The organism is Microtetraspora glauca (assembly GCF_040656155.1).
Taxonomy (GTDB): Bacteria; Actinomycetota; Actinomycetes; order Streptosporangiales; family Streptosporangiaceae; genus Microtetraspora; species Microtetraspora glauca.
Map to the genome: position 1 here is coordinate 281,926 of NZ_JBFALK010000001.1, position 22,402 is coordinate 304,327.

20 protein-coding genes are annotated in these 22,402 nt (G+C 70.6%); 16 read left to right on the forward strand and 4 right to left on the reverse strand.

What is annotated here, in order from left to right:
* The first annotated feature begins 370 nt into the window (after positions 1 to 370).
* The 11 genes from AB0I59_RS01400 (at position 371) to AB0I59_RS01450 (ending at position 12,203) form a co-directional block, all read left to right on the forward strand.
* Positions 371 to 1,618 carry an amidohydrolase gene (locus tag AB0I59_RS01400; protein ID WP_082776546.1) on the forward strand — a complete coding sequence of 416 codons (1,248 nt, stop codon included), beginning with the start codon at positions 371 to 373 and terminating at the stop codon, positions 1,616 to 1,618.
* 55 nt (positions 1,619 to 1,673) lie between these two features.
* Positions 1,674 to 2,690: a DUF711 family protein gene (locus tag AB0I59_RS01405; RefSeq protein WP_358128896.1), complete on the forward strand. Its 1,017-nt coding sequence runs from the start codon at positions 1,674 to 1,676 to the stop codon at positions 2,688 to 2,690.
* Positions 2,659 to 3,543, forward strand: a complete 885-nt coding sequence (locus AB0I59_RS01410; protein WP_358128900.1) for a 2OG-Fe(II)-dependent halogenase WelO5 family protein — start codon at positions 2,659 to 2,661, stop codon at positions 3,541 to 3,543. Before AB0I59_RS01405 ends, AB0I59_RS01410 begins: the two co-directional genes overlap by 32 nt.
* Before the next feature lie 113 nt (positions 3,544 to 3,656).
* On the forward strand, positions 3,657 to 4,106 hold the full coding sequence (locus tag AB0I59_RS01415; protein ID WP_082776547.1) for a GNAT family N-acetyltransferase: 450 nt from the start codon (positions 3,657 to 3,659) through the stop codon (positions 4,104 to 4,106).
* Complete coding sequence (locus AB0I59_RS01420) at positions 4,107 to 4,865, forward strand: hypothetical protein (RefSeq protein WP_061253333.1); 759 nt, start codon at positions 4,107 to 4,109, stop codon at positions 4,863 to 4,865.
* Positions 4,866 to 5,140: 275 nt separating this feature from the next.
* Positions 5,141 to 6,184, forward strand: coding sequence for a BMP family lipoprotein (locus AB0I59_RS01425; protein WP_358128904.1), 1,044 nt, complete (start codon positions 5,141 to 5,143; stop codon positions 6,182 to 6,184).
* A gap of 78 nt (positions 6,185 to 6,262) precedes the next feature.
* The gene (locus tag AB0I59_RS01430) at positions 6,263 to 7,864 is read left to right on the forward strand and encodes an ABC transporter ATP-binding protein (RefSeq protein ID WP_358128907.1); all 1,602 of its coding nucleotides are present in this window, start codon (positions 6,263 to 6,265) and stop codon (positions 7,862 to 7,864) included.
* Positions 7,865 to 8,036: 172 nt separating this feature from the next.
* The gene (locus tag AB0I59_RS01435) at positions 8,037 to 9,164 is read left to right on the forward strand and encodes an ABC transporter permease (protein ID WP_082776549.1); all 1,128 of its coding nucleotides are present in this window, start codon (positions 8,037 to 8,039) and stop codon (positions 9,162 to 9,164) included.
* A complete protein-coding gene (locus AB0I59_RS01440; RefSeq protein WP_061253335.1) occupies positions 9,161 to 10,432 on the forward strand; it encodes an ABC transporter permease in 1,272 nt (423 codons plus the stop codon). Before AB0I59_RS01435 ends, AB0I59_RS01440 begins: the two co-directional genes overlap by 4 nt.
* On the forward strand, positions 10,429 to 10,827 hold the full coding sequence (locus tag AB0I59_RS01445; protein ID WP_061253336.1) for a cytidine deaminase: 399 nt from the start codon (positions 10,429 to 10,431) through the stop codon (positions 10,825 to 10,827). The genes AB0I59_RS01440 and AB0I59_RS01445 overlap by 4 nt, the downstream gene beginning before the upstream one ends.
* Positions 10,828 to 10,910: 83 nt before the next feature.
* Positions 10,911 to 12,203 (forward strand): thymidine phosphorylase, encoded by a 1,293-nt coding sequence (locus AB0I59_RS01450; protein ID WP_061253337.1) that lies wholly within the window; start codon positions 10,911 to 10,913, stop codon positions 12,201 to 12,203.
* Positions 12,204 to 12,381: 178 nt separating this feature from the next.
* Here the strand turns inward: AB0I59_RS01450 and AB0I59_RS01455 are convergent, their stop codons facing one another.
* Positions 12,382 to 12,783 (reverse strand): MarR family winged helix-turn-helix transcriptional regulator, encoded by a 402-nt coding sequence (locus AB0I59_RS01455; protein WP_061253338.1) that lies wholly within the window; start codon positions 12,781 to 12,783, stop codon positions 12,382 to 12,384.
* A gap of 103 nt (positions 12,784 to 12,886) precedes the next feature.
* Here AB0I59_RS01455 and AB0I59_RS01460 point away from each other — a divergent pair, with 103 nt between their 5' ends.
* Entirely contained in the window at positions 12,887 to 14,305 is a 1,419-nt protein-coding gene (locus tag AB0I59_RS01460; protein ID WP_358128912.1) for an MFS transporter, read from the forward strand.
* Between the two features lie 179 nt (positions 14,306 to 14,484).
* Here the strand turns inward: AB0I59_RS01460 and AB0I59_RS01465 are convergent, their stop codons facing one another.
* Positions 14,485 to 16,617, reverse strand: a complete 2,133-nt coding sequence (locus AB0I59_RS01465; RefSeq protein WP_358128915.1) for a SigE family RNA polymerase sigma factor — start codon at positions 16,615 to 16,617, stop codon at positions 14,485 to 14,487.
* A 247-nt stretch (positions 16,618 to 16,864) separates the two neighbouring features.
* On the opposite strand from AB0I59_RS01465, the gene AB0I59_RS01470 reads away from it, so the two are divergent.
* From AB0I59_RS01470 to AB0I59_RS01485, 4 genes are all read left to right on the forward strand, one after another.
* Positions 16,865 to 17,560, forward strand: coding sequence for an AMIN-like domain-containing (lipo)protein (locus AB0I59_RS01470; protein WP_061253341.1), 696 nt, complete (start codon positions 16,865 to 16,867; stop codon positions 17,558 to 17,560).
* Positions 17,561 to 17,572: 12 nt separating this feature from the next.
* Positions 17,573 to 17,929: a cupin domain-containing protein gene (locus tag AB0I59_RS01475; RefSeq protein WP_061253342.1), complete on the forward strand. Its 357-nt coding sequence runs from the start codon at positions 17,573 to 17,575 to the stop codon at positions 17,927 to 17,929.
* A gap of 150 nt (positions 17,930 to 18,079) precedes the next feature.
* Positions 18,080 to 19,168, forward strand: coding sequence for an adenosine deaminase (locus AB0I59_RS01480; RefSeq protein ID WP_061253343.1), 1,089 nt, complete (start codon positions 18,080 to 18,082; stop codon positions 19,166 to 19,168).
* Positions 19,165 to 19,743, forward strand: a complete 579-nt coding sequence (locus AB0I59_RS01485; RefSeq protein ID WP_358128919.1) for a PH domain-containing protein — start codon at positions 19,165 to 19,167, stop codon at positions 19,741 to 19,743. Before AB0I59_RS01480 ends, AB0I59_RS01485 begins: the two co-directional genes overlap by 4 nt.
* Before the next feature lie 71 nt (positions 19,744 to 19,814).
* On the opposite strand, the gene AB0I59_RS01490 is transcribed toward AB0I59_RS01485, so the two are convergent.
* Entirely contained in the window at positions 19,815 to 21,458 is a 1,644-nt protein-coding gene (locus tag AB0I59_RS01490) for a phospho-sugar mutase (protein ID WP_358128922.1), read from the reverse strand.
* An 8-nt stretch (positions 21,459 to 21,466) separates the two neighbouring features.
* Positions 21,467 to 22,270 carry a purine-nucleoside phosphorylase gene (locus AB0I59_RS01495; RefSeq protein WP_358128925.1) on the reverse strand — a complete coding sequence of 268 codons (804 nt, stop codon included), beginning with the start codon at positions 22,268 to 22,270 and terminating at the stop codon, positions 21,467 to 21,469.
* Positions 22,271 to 22,402 lie beyond the last annotated feature (132 nt).

Here is a 22,402-nt window from a genome sequence, read left to right on the forward strand (position 1 = left end):
TCGTCGTAAATACTGTGTCAATCGCCCATCTTGCCCGCCGTAACCGTGGAAAGATTGTGAACGAAGGGTCGGTCGTGGCGGACATGCCTACGCGACCCTTTCGCTCTTCGGCGTGGCCTGACATCGCGGCCTGCCGGGTGGAGCGGGCTCCACAGAGATCCGCTCGGGCGTTTGACACGGAACCTGAGCGAGGGCGGGTACGACGGCGACGCTCAGCCGATCTCCGGACCCGGCTGTCCGGCGCCCGGCGCGACGCGGTCGCGCACCGGCTGAGCGCCGATCACGATAACCGGCGAACCGCGCCGGGCAGAGGACACAGCACGTCCTCCATGGCCCGCGGGCCGCGGTTCGCCCGAGGAAGGAAAGAGTTGTGACGATCTCATCGAGGCTCGCGCCCCCCGACCACGCGGAGGTTCCCCAGGGCGGCGACCTCGCCGGGCAGTTGACCGACTTCCTGCGCGAGCACGGCGATGAGCTCATCGAGTTCAGGCGTGACGTACACGCCCACCCGGAGACCGCCTTCAACGAGCACCGCACCACCGACAAGATCGCGCAGCGGCTGTCCGACGCGGGCCTGAAGCCGAGGCGGCTCACCCGGGGCACCGGCCTGTGGGTCGACCTCGGCCGGGAGACCGGTCCCACGGTGGCGCTGCGCGCCGACATCGACGCGCTGCCGATGGACGACGAGAAGGATGTGCCGTACCGCTCGACGGTTCCCGGCGCGTGCCACGCCTGCGGTCACGACGTCCACACGTCCGTGGTGCTCGGAGCGGGCCTGTTCCTCGCCGCCCAGGCCGACGCGGGCGCGCTGCCCGGCCGGGTCCGGCTGATCTTCCAGCCCGCCGAGGAGGTCGGCAGCGGCGCCCTGGAGGTCATGCGCGACGGCGGGCTGAGCGACGTGGACCGCATCTTCGCGCTGCACTGCGACCCCAGGATCGACGTCGGTCACGTGGGCCTGCGCGTCGGCGCCATCACCGGATCCTGCGACAACCTGCAGATCCGCGTCTCCGGGCCCGGCGGCCACACCGCCCGCCCGCACCTGACGGTCGATCTCGTGTACGCGCTGAGCAAGATCATCACTGAGCTGCCGGCCGCCCTGTCCCGCAGGGTGGACCCGCGCTCCAGCCTCAGCCTCGTCTGGGGGCAGATCTCCGCCGGTTCCGCCTTCAACACCATCCCCGACATCGGCATGGCGCAGGGCAGCGTGCGCTCGCTCGACGAGGACGCCTGGCACCAGGCGCCCGACCTCATCACGTCGCTCCTGGAGTCGGTGGCCGCGGCGTACGGCGTCGAGGCCGAGATCGACTACCGGCGCGGCACCCCGCCGACGGTCAACGAGGCGACGAGCATCCAGATGCTGCACGACGCCGTGATCCAGATGATCGGCGACGCCGGCCCGGTCCCGACCCCGCAGAGCCTCGGCGGCGAGGACTTCTCCTGGTACGTCGAGTCGGTCCCCGGCGCGTTGGCCCGGCTCGGCACCCGTGTGCCCGGTACGGTCAACGAGGTCGACATCCACCGTCCGGAGTTCGACGTGGACGAGCGGGCGATCGGCATCGGGGTCAAGACGCTGGCGGCGACCGCGCTCACGTCGCTGTGGGGTGACGGCGCCCGCTGACACCGGCCCATTGCCCCGGCCATCGCATTGGGTGATGATGTGGCGGGGTGATCGCGTGCGGGGAATCGTCCGATCGATCTGCGTCTTCACACGAACGCCGGACCCTCGCGCGCTGACTCTCCTGCGCGAGGTCGAGGAACGCCTGGCGGGCGGCGGCTTCACGGTGCAGACCAAACGCGTGGTCAGCCCCGGTCCCATGGCCCGCCTCGCCGACCTGGTCGGCTCCACCGACGTGTACCCCAGCGTGGGAAGCATCTCGCTGGGGGACGCGGTGGCCCAGTTCGACGTCTTCCGTCAGGTCGAGAAGATGTGCTGCCACCTCGACCTGACGGACCGGCCGCCCACGGAGGAGGACGTCGCCTTCCTGACGCGCCTGATCGCCGAGGCCCCCGAGAAGACGTTCTACTTCGCGTACGCGTTCAGCAACGCCACCTCCAGCCCCTACTTCCCCGCGTCGAGTTTCGAGCGGCCCGGCTTCTCCGTCGGATTGCAGCCCACGGACCTCGCCGCCGGGTGCGAGACGCTGGAGGAATGGCTGGACCGGATGCTGGCCGCCTGGAATGCGGTCGTGGCCCTGCTCGACGACGTGCCGGGCTTCCTCGGGGTGGACTCCTCGGTGGCGCCCCTCGGACCGGGTCCCGGCAGCTTCGTCGGCTTCGTCCGGCGATTCCATCCCGATTTCAGCCGCTCGCTGATCTCGGACGTGTACGTGCGGGTGAGCGGTTTCATCAAGGAACACAATCCGCGGCCGGTCGGCCTGTGCGGCCTGATGTTCCCCTGCCTCGAAGATTTCGAGCTGGCCGACGAGTACGCCAAGGGAAACTTCGACCTGGCCACCAACATCTATCTCTCCTTGCACTGCGGCCTCGGCATCGACACCTATCCCATCGGTGTGGACGAGGACCCGCGCGCGGTTCTCGACGTGCTCATGCTCATGCGCGCGCTCGCCGGGAGGTACGGCAAGCCGCTGTCGGCGCGTTTCGTCTCCGACGGGCTGGCCCGGATCGGTGAGCGGACGAATTTCCGCAATGAATTCCTCCATGACGTGGTGGTCCGCACGTTCACCAGATGAACGGGGTCTCGACGGTCGGCGGGGGCCATGTGATACTCAGGAAAATCCATGGCGGAAGGTCTGCCGAATGCCGTTCGAGCCACCGGGCATCGATCCCGCCGTCGCTTCCGGACCTCTCACCCGGGACCAAATCCTGCACCTGGCGCAGGGCCGGATCGCGGCCATTCACGTTCGTCGGGCGCTTGCGGCCGAAAAGTGCGCGGCGCTCGCGCGGCTGCTGGATTCCGTTTCCCTGACCGATTATGACATCCGCAAATACCGCCTTCCGGCCGCGCATCTCGGGCCGAGCCTCAACGAGGCCAAGGTGGCGGGCGAGATCGATCCCGGTTACTGGGAGCGGCGCGACCACACCGGCAAGTTCTGGGGCGAGTCCGCCGACGATCCACGCCCCGACTGCCTGGCCCTGCTCGCCGCCGCCTGGCCGTACGACGTGGGGCCGGCGACGGTGGACGGGCGGGAGCTGTTCTGGGGCATCATCCGCGAGATCAACCAGGGCACCGTCGTGCACTGCGACGACGTGCTGAAGGAGTACCCTCCGAGCCTCCTCGACCATCCTCCGGTGGCACAGTTGGGCTTCAACCTGTTCCTGTCCGCCCCCGACGCGGGCGGGGAGACGCTCGTCTGGGATCGGCGCTGGACCGCTGAGGACGAGAAACACCGAAGGGGCATCGGTTATTCACGGAGAATCGTGGGGAACGACGTGCCCGTCGCGGTCACGCCGGCCACGGGAGACGTGATCATATTCGATTCGCGGAATTTCCACGCCGTACGGCCGGGCAGGGGGAGAAGGCGGATCACGCTTTCCTTTTTCATGGGTTTGACCGACGACGAGCGGCTTATTCTCTGGTCCTAGCTGGAGCGCCAATAACGCTGTTATCGCACCGTTAGAGGAGGGCTCACCGATATCCGGCTGTACGCGTCTACTGTGGGGTGCGCAGCGATCGGCCTTTTCCCGGGAGAATCGCCATGCCTCCTCCGCGACTTGACATGTTCGTCCTGCGAGAAGGCGTCTGGAAGGACATCGGCAGTTCGGTGCTCCAGATACGCCGGAAGGTTTTCCAGGATGAGCAGGGAATCGCCCGCCACCTCGACGAGGACGGGTACGACGAGGACTGCCTGCACTTTCTGGTGGAGACGGCCGTGGGCGAACCGGTGGGCACGGCGCGCATGTGGCACAACCACCTGCAGCGCCTCGCGGTGCTCGACCGGGTCCGCAACCAGGGCATCGGTTTCCTCCTCGTCGCGTCGATGCTGCGCACCGCGCACGTCCAGAGATTCGGCCACGTGGAGGCGACGGCGCAGCCGTCCGCGCTCGGCCTGGCCCGCCTGTTCGGCTTCGACGTGGATCCCGTCGTCAGGGAAATCGCCGGTCGCCCGCACCACCGGGTGAGCAAGCAGATGATCTTCGAGGAATAGATGCTCAACGGGTTTCGGCGGACGAGTGAGAAGTACTTCGGGGTGCTGGCGAGCAGCCCCATCATCGCCGGTCTGGTCGGCGCGTCGTTCGGCCTGGTGTTGTCGAACCTCGCCGCCGCCCGCGGGGCGGGTCCGCCGCAGTGGGCGCTGGTGGGCATCTTCCTGGCGGCGATCTTCTCCGCGGCGTTCGTGCAGAACAAGCTGACGAGCGTCGAGGTCAGGGTCGCCCAGCTCACCAACGCCGCGCACCTCCTGCGGGTGGACGAGCAGAGCGGCGGCATGGACATCGTCAACGGGCTGGTGCAGAACAGCCGCATCGTCCGGGTCGTCGGCCGGGCGCGGCAGGACCAGTTGATGTCGCCGCTCTCCCACCAGAAGGACTACCTCGCGGCGACGGAGGCCGCGGTCCGGACGGGCCGCCTCCGGGTGTACCGCCGGATCACCGGCGACGAGTTGCGCACGCTCTTCCGCGGCCATCTGGAGCGGCTGCTCAGGATGCGCCAGCCGGGGCAGGACGTCCAGGTGGCGCTGGTCCCGGAGATCGATCTGCTCGTCTCCTACCAGGTCTTCGACCGTACGGCCGCGATCATCGGAATCGAGACGTCCGCCGTCCCCGGGATCAGGGACAGCACGGTGGTCTTCCTGACGTACAACGTCGAGATCATCGACGCGCTGACCGCGCATTTCGACGGCGCGTGGGCGCGGCTGGCCGCGATCGCCGACGCGGACGAACTGCTGTCCCGGACCACCGCACTCTGATCGGCCCGGGACAGCGCGTCTGAGCTCGACGATCGCACGAAGAAGATCATCGAGAGGCGGATCCGGGGTCCGTCCGGCCGGCCGAACCTACTCACTGGTCACAAGGTGGCGAGAGGTACATAACGGAGCGGTTTCGGACTCGTGTGCCCATTTGGTCTATGCAGGTCAAACAACTATCTTCCGTGCAGGGTCGCCGCGCGTCGTGCGTGCGCGACCGGTTGGACGGCGGGGACACGGAAGGGGAGTACACCTTGCTCCGCAATCGAGTAAGCAAGTTGGCTGCCGCCACCGCTGCGGGTGCCATGCTCATGGCCGCCGCCGCGTGTGGAGGTAGTGACGCCAAGGACGAGACCTCCGCGAGCGCATCGTCGGCGGCGCCCGAGGCCAAGGCGAAGGCCAAGGTCGGCCTCGCCTACGACATCGGCGGACGTGGTGACCAGTCGTTCAACGATGCCGCCGCCGCCGGCCTGGACAAGGCCAAGGGCGAGTTCGGCCTCGAGACCAAGGAGCTGGAGACCGCTCCCGGCGAGACGGACGCGCAGAAGGAGGAGCGGCTGCGCCTGCTCGCCAGCAGCGGGTTCAACCCGGTCATCGCGGTCGGCTTCGCGTACTCCGCGTCCGTGAAGAAGGTCGCCGCCGAGTTCCCGGACGTCAAGTTCGCGATCATCGACGACGCCGACGCCACCGGCCCCAACGTCAGCAACCTGGTCTTCGCCGAGGAGCAGGGGTCGTTCCTGGTCGGCGCCGCGGCCGCGCTGAAGTCCAAGAAGGGCAACGTCGGCTTCGTCGGCGGCGTCGAGGTCCCGCTGATCCAGAAGTTCGAGGCGGGCTTCGTGGCGGGTGCCAAGGCCGTCAAGTCGGACATCAAGATCCAGACCAAGTACCTGAGCCAGCCGCCGGACTTCACCGGGTTCAACGACCCGGCCAAGGGCAAGACCGCGGCCCAGGGCATGTACGACGGCGGCGCCGACGTGGTCTACCAGGCCGCGGGCGGTTCCGGCGGCGGTGTCTTCGAGGCCGCCAAGGCCGCGGGCGCCATGGCCATCGGTGTCGACTCCGACCAGGCGAAGACGGCCGACGCGGCCGTCGCCGACGTCATCATCACCTCGATGCTGAAGAAGATCGACGTGGCGGTCTACGACTTCCTCAAGAACTTCACCAGCGGCAGCGTCAAGGCCGGTGAGTCCCGCTACGACCTGAAGGCGGGCGGTGTCGACTTCTCCACCACCGGCGGCAAGATCGACGACATCAAGGCCCAGCTCGACGAGTACAAGCAGAAGATCGTCAACGGCGAGATCACGGTCCCCACGACCCCCTGACCTGCCGTTCTCCGAGGGGCCCGGGCGCTGATCGCTCCGGGCTCCTCGGCCTATCGTGCCTGTCCACAGGCACTCCGGGTGGGGGAGGCCGCCATAACAACCGCAATCGCCACAGATCCCGCCGTAGAGCTGACGGGTATCACCAAGAGGTTTCCCGGCGTCATCGCGAACCGGGACGTCCGCCTGAGCGTCGCCAAGGGCCACATCCACGCCATCGTCGGTGAGAACGGCGCGGGCAAGTCCACGCTCATGAAGATCCTGTACGGCATGCAGCGCCCGGACGAGGGCGAGATCCGGATCAACGGGTCGGCTGTGAGCTTCCACACCCCGGGCGACGCCATCGGCGCCGGGATCGGCATGGTCCACCAGCACTTCATGCTCGCCGACAACCTCACGGTCCTCGAGAACGTGATCCTCGGCAGCGAGCCGCGCAAGGGCGGCCTGGCCATCGACTTCGGCGCGGCGCGCAAGAAGATCCGGGAGCTCTCCGACGCGTACGGGCTGGGCGTCGAACCGGACGCGCTGGTCGAGGAGCTGGGGGTGGGCGACCGCCAGCGGGTGGAGATCCTCAAGGTCCTCTACCGGGGAGCCCGGATCCTCATCCTGGACGAGCCGACCGCGGTCCTCGTGCCGCACGAGGTGGACGAGCTCTTCGACAACCTCCGGGTGCTGGTCCGCGAGGGCCTGACGATCCTGTTCATCTCGCACAAGCTCGACGAGGTCCTGAAGGTGGCCGACGCGATCACCGTGATCCGCCGGGGCACGACCGTGGCCAGCGTCGAGCCGAGCGGGGTGACCGCGCGCAAGCTCGCCGAGTTGATGGTCGGCAGCGAGCTGCCCAGCCCGGAGACCCGCGAGTCCACCGTCACCGACGTCGTCACGCTGGAGGTCTCCGGCCTCACGATGGCGGCTCCGGGGCACGGGCCGGTCCCGAAGGGCACCTCTGCCGAGCAGCTGAAGGCGGACGGGGTGCGCCTCCTGCTTGAGGACATCTCCTTCACGATCCACAAGGGCGAGGTCCTGGGCATCGCCGGGGTCGAGGGGAACGGCCAGGCCGAACTCGTCGAGGCCATCATGGGCATGCGTTCCATCACGGCCGGGACGATCAGCCTCGGCGGCGCGGACATCACCGCCTGGTCCACCCTGAAGCGGCGTGAGGGCGGCATCGGCTTCATCCCCGAGGACAGGCACCGGCACGGCCTGCTGCTGGAGGCGCCGCTCTGGGAGAACCGCATCCTCGGCCACCAGACGCGCGAGCCCAACGTCAAGGGCGTCTGGATCGACCGCGCGGGAGCCCGCAAGGACACCCAGCGGATCGTCGACGAGTACGACGTCCGCACCCCCGGCATCGACGTGGACGCGGCCGCCCTGTCCGGAGGCAACCAGCAGAAGCTGATCGTCGGCCGGGAGATGAGCGGCGAGCCGGTGCTGCTGATCGCGTCGCACCCGACGCGGGGTGTGGACGTGGGCGCCCAGGCGGCCATCTGGGACCACCTGAGGAACGCCCGCGCCGCCGGCCTGGCCGTACTGCTGATCTCCGCCGACCTCGACGAGCTCATCGGCCTGTCCGACTCGCTCAAGGTCATCCTGCGGGGCCGGATCGTCGCCGACGTCGATCCCGGTGCCGTGACCCCCGAGCAGCTCGGCTCGGCGATGACCGGCGCGGGGGAGGACACATGAGCGGGCGAATCGAGCGAATCGGAAAGCACAGTGTGATTCGCGAACGCCTCCGAGCCGCCGGGCCAGGAGACGGCATGAGCGAGCGACCCTTTCAGCACAGCGTGACGCGCGAGGCGCCGTATTGCGTGTCTTCGACACGACCCGGCTCTGAGCGGCCAGGCGAGGAGACAGCATGAGCGCATTCATGGAACGCCTGACCGGGCGGGTGAAGCTCGACGGCGTCTTCGCGATCGTCGCGCCCGTCCTCGCCGTCGTCTTCGCCGGCCTCGTGACGTCCGTCGTCCTGCTGATCGCGGGCAACTCCCCGGCGGACGCCTTCACGACCCTGCTCGACCAGGGCTCCACGCCGCGCATCATCGTCCTGATCCTCAACACGTCGGCCGCCTACTACCTGTCGGCCGTCGCGGTGGCGATCGGGTTCCGGATGAACCTGTTCAACATCGGTGTGGACGGCCAGTACCGGCTCGCCGCGCTCCTCGCCGCGGCCGTCGGCGGGGCCGGGCTGCTGCCCGGCGTGCTCAACAGCCTGCTCGTGGTCCTGGTGGCCGTGCTCGTGGGCGCCCTGTGGGCCTCGATCGCCGGACTGCTCAAGGTGACCCGCGGCGTCAGCGAGGTCATCTCCACGATCATGCTGAACGCCATCGCCACCGGCCTGACCGGCTGGCTGCTGACCGCCGACCGGCTCGGCGTGCTGAGCGGCAACGCCATCGGCACCACGCCGATCCCCGAGGACGCCCACGCGCCCGGATGGGCGCTGATCCCCGGCACGCCGATGCAGGTCAACAGCTTCCTCATCGTGGCGATCATCGTCGGCGTCGGCTACGCGGTGCTGCTCAACCGGACCCGTTTCGGGTTCAACCTGCGCGCCACCGGCCGGTCGGAGCCGGCCGCGGTGGCCAGCGGGGTGGACGTCAAGCGGATGGTCATCAGCGCGATGGTCATCTCGGGCGCCGTGGCCGGTCTCGTCGGCATGCCGGAACTGCTCGGCGGCTCCTTCCAGTACAGCCTGAACTTCCCGGCCGGGCTCGGCTTCACCGGCATCGCGATCGCGCTCCTCGGCAGGAACAACGCGGTCGGCATGGCGGTCGGCGCCCTGCTGTGGGCGTTCCTGGACAGCTCCTCGAACGCGCTGCAGATCCTGGACATCTCCAAGGAGCTCGTCGACATCATGAAGGGTGTGATCGTGCTCTCGGTGATCATCGCGTACGAGCTGGTGCACCGGTACCGGACCGTCGCCGCGCAGCGCAGGGTCAGCCGCGAGCTCGCCGCACCGGCCGAGGTGGAAGGGGCCGCGGTATGACCGCCACGGACGTCTCGGCGGGCAAGCCGGTCGCCGCGCCTCCCGCGCGGCGGTTCAAGCTGACCTTCCCCGTCCTGCTGGCCGGCCTCGCCGGGCTGGTCATCCTCCTGTCGGTGGCCCGGCTGGTGACCGGCGCCCACGACATCACCTCGGGCGGCACGATCAGCGCCGCGCTCGGCCTCGCCGTACCGATCGGGCTGGCCGGGCTCGGCGGCCTGTGGTCGGAGCGGGCCGGCGTGGTGAACATCGGCCTCGAAGGCATGATGATCCTCGGCACCTGGTTCGGCGCCTGGGGCGCGCTCCAGTTCCACAGCCCCTGGGCCGGTGTGGTCGCCGGAGCGATCGGCGGCGCGATCGGCGGCGCCATCCACGCGCTGGCGACCGTGACGTTCGGCGTGGACCAGATCATCTCGGGCGTCGCCATCAACATCGTCGGCCTCGGCTTCACCCAGTACCTCTCCAAGCTGGTCTTCTCGACCATGAAGGGCGGCGGCGCCAAGCAGTCGCCGCGTGTGCCGACCATGGGGACGTTCGACGTGCCGGGGATCGGCCAGCCGCTGCTGGATCTGCAGAACAAGCGCTGGTTCCTGGTGTCGGACGTCGCCGGCATCCTGCACGGGATCACGCAGAACGTCTCGTTCTTCACGATCCTGGCGATCCTGCTGGTGCCGCTGTCGTTCTACCTCCTGTGGCGTACGGCGTTCGGCCTGCGCATCAGGTCCTGCGGCGAGCGGCCGGTGGCCGCCGAGTCGCTGGGCGTCAACGTCTACCTGTACAAGTGGATCGCGGTGATCGTCTCCGGCGGGCTCGCCGGGCTCGGCGGGGCGTTCCTGTCGCTCATCGCCGCCGGGATCTACCGCGACGGGCAGACGGGCGGTCGCGGCTACATCGGCCTGGCCGCCATGATCTTCGGCAACTGGCGGCCCGGCGGCCTCGCCGGTGGCGCGGCCCTGTTCGGCTACACCGACGCGCTCCAGCTCAGGCAGGGCGGCACCTCGGTCCACGCGCTCCTGCTCGTCGTGGCCATGCTGCTCGCCGCCGTCGCGGTCTACCAGCTCGTACGGCAGCGCAGGAACAGGGCCGCCCTGGTGACCGGCATCGCGACGATCGCGGTCTTCGCGGTGTTCGCGGTGACCGACACGGTGCCGGACGCCTTCACGTCGTTCACGCCGCATCTGACTACGCTGCTAGTGCTCTCACTCGCCTCGCAGCGCCTGCGGATGCCGGCCGCCGACGGCGTTCCCTACCGAAGAGGACAGGCCAAATGACCAAGCCGACCATCGACTGGGACGCGCTGCGCGCCCTGGCGACCGAGGCCATGGCGCACGCCTACGCGCCGTACTCCAAGTTCCCGGTCGGTGCCGCCGCACTGGTGGACGACGGGCGGGTGGTCACCGGCTGCAACGTCGAGAACGCCTCCTACGGGATCGGGTTGTGCGCCGAATGCGGTCTCGTGTCGGCGCTGCACGCCGGCGGGGGCGGCCGGCTGGTGGCGTTCACCTGCGTGGACGGGCACGGCGAGCTGCTGATGCCGTGCGGGCGCTGCCGCCAGCTCCTCATGGAGCACGGCGGGCCGGAGCTGCTGGTCGAGACCCCGGAGGGGCCGTGGCGGCTGGCGGACATCCTGCCGTTCGCCTTCGGCCCTGACGACTTGTCGCGCTGAATAGCGATAAATCCGGATACACGGCGGCGGATCGCCGGGAGGGTTACGGCTCCCGTGGGAGCCGTACACGACAGAGGGGGATCATGGGTTTCGACGCGATCGAGATCATCACCACCAAGCGGGACCGGCGCGAGCTGTCCACCGCCCAGATCGACTGGGTGATCGACGCGTACACGCGTGGCGCGGTGGCCGACGAGCAGATGTCCTCGCTGGCGATGGCGATCCTGCTCAACGGCATGAACCGCAGAGAGATCGCCGACTGGACCCTGGCCATGATCCGGACCGGGGAGCGGATGGACTGGTCGGCGCTCGACCGGCCCACCGCGGACAAGCACTCCACCGGCGGGGTGGGCGACAAGATCACCCTGCCGCTCGCGCCGCTGGTCGCCGCGTGCGGTGCCTATGTGCCGCAGCTGTCCGGGCGGGGGCTCGGCCACACCGGGGGCACGCTGGACAAGCTGGAGTCGATCCCCGGCTGGCGCGCGTCCCTGTCGAACGACGAGATGCTGCACGTCATCCGTACGGCCGGCGCCGTCGTGTGCGCGGCCGGCGCCGGCCTCGCCCCGGCCGACAAGAAGCTGTACGCGCTGCGCGACGTGACCGGGACGGTCGAGTCGATCCCGCTGATCGCCTCGTCCATCATGTCCAAGAAGATCGCCGAGGGCACCGGTTCGCTCGTCCTCGACGTCAAGGTGGGCTCCGGCGCCTTCATGAAGAACGTGGACGACGCCCGCGAGCTGGCCGAGACGATGGTCGCGCTGGGCGGCGACGCCGGGGTCCGGACCGTCGCCCTGCTCACCGCGATGGACCGGCCGCTGGGACGGGCCGTGGGCAACGCCCTGGAGGTCGAGGAGTCGGTCGAGGTCCTCGCCGGAGGTGGCCCCTCCGACGTGGTCGAGCTGACCGTACGGCTCGCCAGGGAGATGCTCGAGGCCGCCGCCGTACCGGGGGCCAAGGACCCCGAGCAGGCGCTCAAGGACGGCTCGGCGATGGACGCGTGGCGGCGGATGATCGGCGCGCAGGGCGGCGACCCCGACGCGGCGCTGCCCAGGGCGGCCGAGACGATGGACGTCGTCGCGCCGTCGTCGGGAGTGCTGCGCCGGCTGGACGCCCTCAGCGTGGGAGTGGCCGCCTGGCGGCTCGGCGCGGGCCGCGAGCGCAAGGAGGACGCGGTCTCGTTCGGAGCGGGCGTCACGCTGCACGCCAAGCCGGGTGACACCGTCCGGGCCGGGCAGCCGCTGATGACCCTGCACGCCGACGAGGCGGGACGGTTCGAGCGGGCGCTTGGCGCCCTTGAGGGCGCCTACGAGATCGGCGACTCCGCCGACCCCGGCCTGCTCCCGCTCGTGGTCGCCCGGATCACCGCGCAGGACTGATCGCGGGGATCGTCGCGGGAGTGATCACCCGCATCAGGAGTACGGCCCGGCCTGGATGAGCCCCGTGGATCGCGGGGTGACAGGCCGGGCTGAGTCATGTGCGGCCGACGTCAGGCGCCGGAACAGGGGGCACGCGGGCGGGGACGGCGTGGGTCCGCGGGGGAGGGCGTGCCGGCCGTCAGCCCAGGTGGGTCGTGAGGACGGCGAGATGCGTGGGTGCGGCCTCGGCGTGCCGCTTCCGGCCCTCGTCCGTGAGCAGGACGAAAACGCCGCGGCGGTCGGCCTCGCACATGGCCCGCGTGACGAGCCCCTCGCGCTCCAGTCGCGCGATGAGCCGGGACAGCGCGCTCTGGCTCAGATGGACCTCGTCGGCGAGCTCCTGCACGCGGAACTTCTCCTTGCCTCCCCCGTCGCAGGTGGCGAGACCCTCCGCCATGCGGTCGAGCACCTCGAACTCGCTCACGCCGAGGCCGTGCCGGTCGCTGAGCTCACGCTCCAGTGCGCAGGAGACGGTGGCGTGCCGCGCGAGCAGTTCGCGCCACGTGTCGATGACGTCGATGCCGGACTTCTGGCGAGCCATCCCAGCCTCCTTGCTTCGGCCGGAGCCTAGCACGCACGACAGGTAGATGCAAACGCATTAAATGCTTGTGCATTGAATGCAGGTGCATGTAATGTCTCCCGCCATGACCTCCTCCACGAAGGACGAGCGCTGGGGGGCGCCCCTGTGGGGTGCGCTCAGCGTTCTATGCGCCGTCGTCTTCCTCGACGCTCTCGACGTCTCGATGGTGGGCGTGGCGCTGCCCTCCATCCAGGCCGACCTCGGCATGTCCACGGCGGCCCTCCAGTGGGTCGTGAGCGGATACGTGCTGGGATACGGGGGGCTGCTCCTCCTCGGGGGCCGTACCGCCGACCTGCTCGGCCGCCGCCGGGTCTTCCTCATCGCGTTGGCCGTCTTCGCCGTCGCGTCCCTGCTCGGCGGACTCATGAGCGACGGCGCGCTGCTCATCGCGGCACGGTTCGTCAAGGGCATGAGCGCGGCGTTCACCGCCCCGGCGGCACTGTCGATCATCACCACGACCTTCGCCGAGGGTCCGGCGAGGAACCGGGCGCTCAGCATCTTCACCGCCTGCGGCGCGAGCGGCTTCTCCCTCGGGCTGGTGCTCTCGGGCGTGCTGACCGAGCTGGGCTGGCGCTGGACCTTCCTGATGCCCGTCCCGGTGGCGATCATCGCCCTGGTCGCCGGCGCCCGGCTGCTTCCGCGCTCCGACGAACGCGGCGAGGGCGGCCACGACATCCTGGGCGCCATCACGATCACCGCGGCGATGCTGCTGCTCGTGTTCACCGTCGTCCAGGCTCCCGACGTCGGCATCGTGCGCACCGCGCTGTCGGCCGCCGTGGTGGCCGCGCTGTTCGGGCTGTTCGTGTGGCTGGAGCGCCGGGTCAAGCACCCGCTGGTCCGCCTGGGCATCCTGCGGTCCGCTCCGCTGGTCCGGGCCAATGTCGGCCTGGTGATCCTGTTCGGCTCGTACGTCGGCTTCCAGTTCGTGGCCATGCAGTACTTCCAGAACCTGCTCGGCTGGTCGGCGCTGCAGACCGCGCTGGCGTTCCTGCCGGCGGGCCTGCTGGTCGCGGTCAGCTCGACCAAGATGGGCGATCTCGCCGACCGGTTCGGCACCGGGCGGCTCATCGTGCTCGGCTCGATCGCGCTGCTGGCGGGCTACGCGATGTTCCTGCGGGTGGACGAGCACCCCAGCCTCGCCGGGATGGTCCTGCCGGGGATGGTGCTGCTCGGCATCGCGTTCGGGCTCTCCTTCCCGTCGCTCAACATCCAGGCGACCAACGGGGTCTCCGACGACGAGCAGGGGCTCGCCTCCGGCCTGCTCAACACGTCGGGCCAGGTCGGCGGCGCGGTGGTGCTCGCCATCGTGACCGCGGTCCTGACCTCCGGCTCGGCGTCCGACCCGATCGGCGCCTTCCGCGCTGCGATCGTCGTCTCGGCGCTGTTCGCCCTGGTGGGACTGGTGGTCGCCGCGAGCGGCCTGCGGTTCCGCTCCCGTACGGCGACCGCCGCCGAGCCGGAGAGGGTCCTCGAGACCGTCTGAGGGCGAGTATCCGAGGACGACGCGTCCAGGTGACCGTGTCCCGTCCGACCGGCACGCGGCGGGGGCGCCGGTCCGACGGTACGGCGAGTGAGGGGCGCTCCTTCGGGGGCGCCCCTCTGGCGTGCCCGGATCGCGCGACCCGGGCACGCGTAAGACGGCCGCGGGGATCGGTCACGGCATTAGCCGAGCACTCCCGGAGTCCAGACAGGAGGGACCCGGCTCCGCTCGTCGAGGACGATGTCACGCGCGGCGCACGACCTCACGTCCACGGCGTGGACGGATGGCACCGCGCCTCCACCGCCCGATCCGCCGTCCGAAGCGGTCCGGGCGTCCACGATGACCTCGCGGGCGCTCGCCCAGCCGCGCACGCTCAGGACTTCGGCGTCCTCGGAAAGGCGCGGCGCGCAGCTCGTACGGACCCGGCCGGTGCCGGGGTCGACGGTGCTCAGCCAGAGCGGGCTGTCCTTCCCCGGATGGTCGCTGAGGTCGATCAGGGCCAGGCCGCGCCCGTCGGGTGACAGCGGCATGCCCGCGACGGGCAGCCGGAGGCCGTACATGGGGTCACGCAGGGAGACGCGGCTCAGCACCCGGCCGTTCGGGCGCATCCGCACCAGCTCCGTGATCCGGGTGTCGTTCACCCGGGTGACGGTCGTGCCGAGGACCGTGCCGCCGTCGGAGACGGCCAGGACCCGCATGCGCAGGGGCAGGGTCCAGGTGCGTTTCGTGGTGGCGTCGTGCACCCGGGGGCGTCCGATCGCTTTGCGCGTGCCGAGTCCGGCGGCCAGCCACCGCCCCGTCGGCGAGATGGCCAGCGACGTGTGGTTGGTGGGGGTCTGCCCGTACGGGACGAGCTCGGTCGCTTCCGGCACGGAGTGCCGCCGGTCCACGATCACGAAGTCGGACGCGCTGGAGCTGTAGTAGGCGATCTGGTTCCCGTCCCCGCTGACCGCGAGCAGTTCGTTCGCGCGGGAGCTGTCCTCGACCCCCACATCGACGATCTCGTACTCCTGCCCCTTCGCGGTGACCACGCGCCATTCCACGCAGTCGTTCCCGCTCGCCTGGCCCGGCGTACAGGAATCCAGGTAGGCGTACCGGATCGGGGCGTCCACGACGGACGGGAGCGGGCCGCCGGACTCCTGGGCCGGGCCGTCGGCCGGGCCGTCCTCGTGGATCCCGTACGGATCGTCCGCCGGGCCGTCCGGCACGCCTCGGTCGGCCGAGTCCCTGATCGCGCCGACGAAGACGGTCATGCCGAAGACGATGGGCACGATCATGACGGCGGCCAGCGTCACGCAGACGCTGGCGATGAGGGAGACGCGGCTGGCGCGACGTCGCCGGGCGGTGTCGACGACCTCGTCGACGACGCGGACGGGTGGCATCTCGGAGGCGATGGCGTCCAACCCCCGGCGCAGCGCCTCCTCCATCGGGTCGGCCCGCACGGGGCCGGACACGCCGGACGCTCCCGCCGTGGAGCCTCCCCACGGGACCGCTGACGGCGGCACCGGCGCCCAGGCGGGCTCCTTCGCGAAAGCGATGATCTCCGGCTCCGGAGTCGGGGACGCCCAGGAGGTCGCCGATGGCAGGGATGAGGTGTCCGTTTCCGGCCCGGGAGGCGTCCATGGGGGCGGGGCCGCCGCGGACGTGGGTGCCGCCAGGTCGGCGGAGGCCCGAGCCGCACCGGACACGGGGGCGGCGAGTCCGGGGACGCGGTGGCGCAGCTCCGCGAGGGCGAGCTCGATCTCCGCCCGTGCCGTGACAGCGGCCGTGCGGCACAGCCCCGCCGCCTGCGGCTCCGGCATCCCCTCGTGGAAGCGCGCGACGATCAGCGCGCGTTGGAGCGTGGACAGCGCCGCCAGGGCCTCCTGGAGGGACGACCGTTCCGTGGCGGGGACGGTCGAGGGCCGGAGTTCGCCACGCGCCGCCCCGGCGCGGCCCTTCCGACCGGTGGCCCGGGTATCGCCGGCCCGGGTATCACCGGCCCGGGCGTCGGCGGGCCGGGCGAGGAAGTACGTGAAGAGGCCCTGACGGGCCGTGTCGGCGGGCCTGGCCCAGCGAAGGGTGGGCCAGCGGGCGGCGATCCGGGTCAGGGTCCCGATCACGAAGGTGCGCGCGGCATGGGGATCGCCGGTCAGTAGGAGAGCCGTACGGGCCAGCGGTTGAGCCTGGTCCGCGACGAACGCCTCGAAGCCGGTCAGCCGGCCCATGTCGTTCTTGTGGCGCCTACCTTGCGCACTCTTGTCACCGGGACCGCCGCGCACGCCGTGGCCGGCACTCACGCCGGGATCACCGCTCGTGCCGCGGTCACCGCTCATGCGCGCACGTCCGCGCCGTGCCGAGGCGGGTCCGGAGGCGAAGCGGGCCGCGGTCGCGCCCGCGGCGTGGCTCGGTCATCACTGGCCCTCCACTTTTCCGGGTGGAATGATGCGGATATTTCGGAATGTGGGATGCGCTGCGGCGGCCACATTAACGGAGATCCGAACCTCGGACCGGAAGCACACGTCTAATCGACTGGAGACGGAACCGCACCGCCGGCTGTGGAACGTTCGAAAGGAGATCGCGATGAAGACGTCGTACGCTCTGGCTCTCGCCCTCGTACCGATCGCCGCCACCCTCGCCTGCGGGGGCGCCGGGAGCGCGGGAGGCGACGAACTCGGAACCGGCGGTACGGCCGGGCAGGTCGCCTCACCGGCCGTCGCGGCCTCCCCGGGCTCCGGCGCGGGCGACCCCACCGGAGCCGCCGACCCCACCGGAGCCGCCGACTCCGCCGCGCCGGCCGCCGCCACGGGTACGGCCGCGGCGAAGCCGGGGGCGTCCGCTCCTGCCCCGCCCACGAGCACCAAGCCGGTCAAGGCGGAGCGCACCCCGGCCAAGCCGCCGAAGGTCACCGGGGTCAGGTTCGCCCGGCACGCGGGGTTCGACCGCGTCGTGATCGACCTGAAGGGCGCCATGACCGGGTACTCCGTGGACTGGACGGACAAGCTGGTCTACGACGGCTCCGGCTCCGCCGTCGGCGTCACGGGCGGGGCGTACCTCCAGGTGCGCGTCACCCCCGCGGCGGCGCACGACAGCGCGGGGAAATCCACGTGGAAGGGGCCGCGCGAGGTCGCCGCGAAACTTCCCAACGTCCGTCACATCGTGAACAACGGCGACTTCGAGGGCATGGTCAGCGTGGGGCTGGTCCTCGCCCACAAGGCCGGGTTCCGGGTCGTGCCGCAGTCGGGGCCGTCCCGGATCGTGATCGACGTGGCGCACTGACAGACTTGTGCCATGGTGAGGAAGATCGACGCGGCCACCCGGATCCCGGTTCCGGGCGGAAAGATCATCGATGAGTACGTCGGCCGTGTGAACAGCGGTGACGAGCGGCTCTCGATCGCGCACATGCAGGCGCCCCCGGACTGGGAGGAACCGCCGCAGACACCGGAGTTCGGCGAGTACACCCTCGTGCTCAAGGGATCGGTGATCGTGGAGCACGAGGGCGGGTCCACCGAGATCGGGGCAGGTCAGGCCTTCGTCAGCGATCCGGGTGAGAAGATCCGCTACCGCTCCGGTCCCGCCGGGGCCGAATACGTCGCCGTCTGCCTCCCGGCGTTCTCCCCCGAGACTGCCAATCGTGACGACTCATAATCGGCAAACAGTGCATGATCGGCGTTTCCGCAGGTGGCATAGGATGCCGAGATGAACGAGAACGGCGCCCGGCGATCCCGGGGCCGCCGGGCGAGGAGGCTGCATGAGCGAGCGAATCGGTAGGCACGGCGCCCTTCGCGAGGAGCGCGCATGAACCGGCCGACGCTGGAGGAGATCCGCAAGGCTCCCAAGGTCCTGCTTCACGATCACCTGGACGGCGGCCTCCGTACCGAGACGGTGATCGACCTCGCCCGTGACTCCGGCTATGCGAAGCTGCCGTCCCACGACGCCGCGAACCTGGCCGTCTGGTTCCAGGAGGCGTCCGACTCGGGATCGCTCGAACGCTACCTGGAGACCTTCGACCACACCGTCGGGGTCATGCAGACCAGGGAGGCGCTCGTCAGAGTGGCCGCCGAGTGCGCGGAGGACCTCGCGGACGACGGCGTCGTCTACGCCGAGGTCCGGTACGCGCCCGAGCAGCACACCACCGGCGGTCTCAGCCTGGACGAGGTCGTCGAGGCGGTGATCGAGGGTTTCCGGCTGGGTTCCGCCGGCCCCGACGGCACCCCGAGGATCAGGGTCGGCACCCTGCTGACCGCCATGCGGCACCAGGCCCGCTCGATGGAGATCGCGGAGCTCGCCGTGCGCTACCGCGACGTGGGTGTGGTCGGCTTCGACATCGCGGGAGCCGAGGCGGGCTACCCTCCCACCCGCCACATCGACGCCTTCGAATACCTCCAGCGGGAGAACGCGCACTTCACCATCCACGCCGGTGAGGGTTTCGGGCTGCCGTCGATCTGGCAGGCCATCCAGTGGTGCGGAGCCGACCGGCTCGGCCACGGCGTGCGGATCATCGACGACATCGCGCTGTCGGACGACGGAGAGGCCAAGCTCGGGAGGCTGGCCGCCTACGTCCGGGACAAGCGCATCCCTCTGGAGATGTGCCCGACGTCCAACCTGCAGACCGGGGCCGCCTCCTCGATCGCGGACCACCCGATCGGGCTGCTGCGCCGGCTGCGCTTCCGGGTCACGGTCAACACCGACAACCGGCTGATGAGCGCCACGAGCGTGTCCCGGGAGTTCGCCAAGCTGGTGGACGCCTTCGGCTACGGCTGGGACGACCTGCAGTGGTTCACGGTCAACGCCATGAAGTCGGCGTTCATCCCCTTCGACGAGAGGCTCGCGCTGATCAACGGTGTGATCAAGCCGGGCTTCGCACAGCAGAAGTGGCAGGCATGAAACAGGTTTTCCGGTCGAAGCTGGCGTGGGTCTTCGGGTGGGCGTGGGTCATCTTCGCCGCGTGGAACGCCTGGGACCTGATCGTCCGCGGCAGCATGCCGTCGGCGCTGATCGCCGGGGCGGTGCTCGGCGTCATCACCCTGCTCGTCGGCCTGCTGGCGCTCCGCCCGGCGATCATCGCCGAGGAGGGCGGCGTCCGGATCCGCAACCCGTTCCGGAACGCGTACGTGCCGTGGAGCTCGGTGGACGAGGTGCAGGTCTCCAACGCGATCGTCATCGTGGCGGGTGACACCAGCATCCGCTGCTGGAGCCCCCAGCCGAGCGCCCGCGAGCGGGCGAAGGCCGTGCGCCGGGCGGGCAGGCAGCAGGCGCGGAATTCGCAGCTGCCGGACAGCGCGGCGCAGGCCGTCCTGGGACGTACCCACGCCGACTGGGTGGCCCAGCAGCTCCTGGAGATGGCCGTGCTGCGCAAGCGGGACGCCTCGGGGACGACCAGCGTGTCCTGGTCGCCCGTGGCGCTGGCCGCCGTGGCGGCGGCGGTCGTGCTCGTCGTGGTGACCTTCGTCCTCGTCTGAGCCGCCCGCGCCGCCGCCACCACAACCACCGCCGCGCTCGCCGACCGGGCGGCCCGCCGCCGCCCGGCCTCCTACACGCCGAGCGCGGCGGACAGATCCGCCTTGACCGCGGCGAGGTCGGCCGCGGCGGCCGCCCGTGCTCTGGTCACGTCGCCGGACGCCGGACCGGTGACCGGGACGACGACCTCCAGATAGCACTTGAGCTTCGGCTCGGTGCCGCTGGGCCGTACGACCACGCGCGCCCCTCCGGCCAGCCGGTACCGGAGGCCGTCGGTCGGGGGCAGGCCGGACAGGCCGGCGCCGAGGTCCTCCGCCGACTCGACCTCGCGCCCGCCCAGCTTGGCCGGGGGCTCCTCCCGCAGGCGGGCCATGGCCCGTCCGATCAGCGACAGGTCCTCGACCCGGACGGAGAGCTGGCCGGTCGCGTGCAGGCCGTACCGGCGCGCCTGGTCGTCGAGCAGGTCGAGCAGCGTCCGGCCCTCCCGCCGGGCCGCGGCCGCCAGTCCCGCGACGGTGAGCGCCGCGCCGATCCCGTCCTTGTCGTGGACGGGCAGCCCGGCGTCGGAGCCGACGCTGTAGCCGAGGGCCTCCTCGTACCCGAAGATCAGCCCCGGCCCGGCCTTCATGATCCATTTGAAGCCGGTCAGCGTCTCCGCGTACCGCACGCCGTGCGCCGCGGCGATCTTGCCGAGCAGTGACGACGAGACGATGGTCGTCGCGACCAGGCGGTCGTCGCCCGAGGTGTTCCGCAGGATGTGCTCGGCCAGCAGGGAGCCGAGCTCGTCGCCGGTGAGCATGCGGTACCCGCCGTCCGGAAGCCGCAGCCCGGTCGCGCACCGGTCGGCGTCCGGGTCGTTGGCCAGGACGATGTCCGCCCCGATCGTCCCGGCGAGTTCGAGCGCGAGGTCCATCGCGCCCGGCTCCTCCGGATTGGGGAACGCCACGGTCGGGAAGTCCGGATCGGGGTCGCGCTGCGCCGCGACCATCTCCGGAACCGCGAAGCCCGCGCTCAGAAACGCCTCCGCCAGGGTGTCCGCGCCGACCCCGTGCAACGGCGTGTACGCGACGCGGACGTCCCGGGCGTCACCGACAGGAAGCGCGGCGAGGGCCCGCAGGTAGGGGGTGACGATCGCCTCGTGCGTGAGCGTGTCCCAGGAGTCGCCGAGAGGCAGCTCGTCCACCCGGCCGACCGCGTCGATCGCCCGTGAGATCTCGCCGTCGACGGGCGGCACGATCTGCGCGCCGTCCCCCCAGTAGACCTTGTAACCGTTGTCGCGCGGAGGGTTGTGCGAGGCGGTGACCATGACGCCCGCGTCCGCCCCCAGATGGCGTACGGCGAACGCCAGCACGGGGGTCGGCCACCTGCCGTCCATCACGAAGGCCCGCAGGCCCGCGCCGGTCAGCACGGCGGCGGTGTCCCTGGCGAACACGTCCGAGTTGCGCCGGGCGTCGTAGCCGATCACGACGTGCCGGCCCGGGCCGAGGACGCGGGCCAGACCGGCGGCGGCGCGCATCACCGTGACCCGGTTCATCCGGGCGGGACCCGCCCCCAGCTCGCCGCGCAGGCCCGCGGTGCCGAACTCCAGCCTGGAGCCGAACCGCGAGGCCAGCTCCGTTTCGTCGTCGAGGGCGAGAACCGCCTCCAGCTCCGCCCGGGTCTCCGGGTCCGGATCCTGGGCCAGCCACTCCCGCGCCCGCAGTACGAGATCACTCATCGGGGCCCCTACAGCTTGTCGACGACCTTGGCGAGCAGCACGCCCATCCGGGCGGCGGTGGCGCGGCCGACCTCGAGGACCTCCTCGTGGTTCAGCGGCTCGCCCACCAGACCGGCGCCCGGGTTGGTCACCAGGGAGATGCCGAGCACGTCCGCCCCGGCCTCCCGTGCCGCGATGGCCTCGAGCACCGTCGACATGCCGACCAGGTCGCCGCCGAGCGTGCGCAGCATCCGGATCTCCGCCGGGGTCTCGTACGTCGGGCCGCGGAAGGCGACGTAGACGCCCTCGGCGAGGGACGGGTCCACCTCGCGGGCGAGGTCGCGCAGCCGCGGCGAGTAGACCGAGGTGAGGTCGACGAAGGTGGCGCCGGTGATCGGGTTGGCCCCGGTCATGTTGATGTGATCGCTGATCAGGACGGGGTCGCCCACGTTCTGGGTCTCGGGGCGCAGGCCGCCCGCGGCGTTCGTCAGGACCACGGTGCGCGCCCCGGCCGCGACAGCCGTACGGACGCCGTGCACGACCGGCTCGACGCCGCGGCCCTCGTAGAGGTGCGTACGACCGAGGAGGATCAGGGCGTTCAGCCCCGACGCCGTCGTGACGGCGCGGATCGTGCCCGCGTGCCCGGCGACGGCGGGCGGGGCGAATCCGGGCAACTTCGTCACCGGGAACTCGGTGATGGTCTCGCCGATCGCGTCCGCGGCCGGGACCCAGCCCGACCCCATGACGAGGGCGACGTCGAAGGACTCGATGCCGGTGAGGTTCTTGAGGGTGGCCGCGGCCTCTGCCGCCAGTTCGTAAGCGTCGTTGGTCACGTTCACCGAGCGTACAGAAGCGGACGAACCTCGCTTGCCACGTCACCTGCCAGAATCCGCGGGCCGGACTTCGGCGATGTTCTCCAAACCACGACCTTCGGCGGCGGTGGAGGCCCCTCACGAGAAGGGACC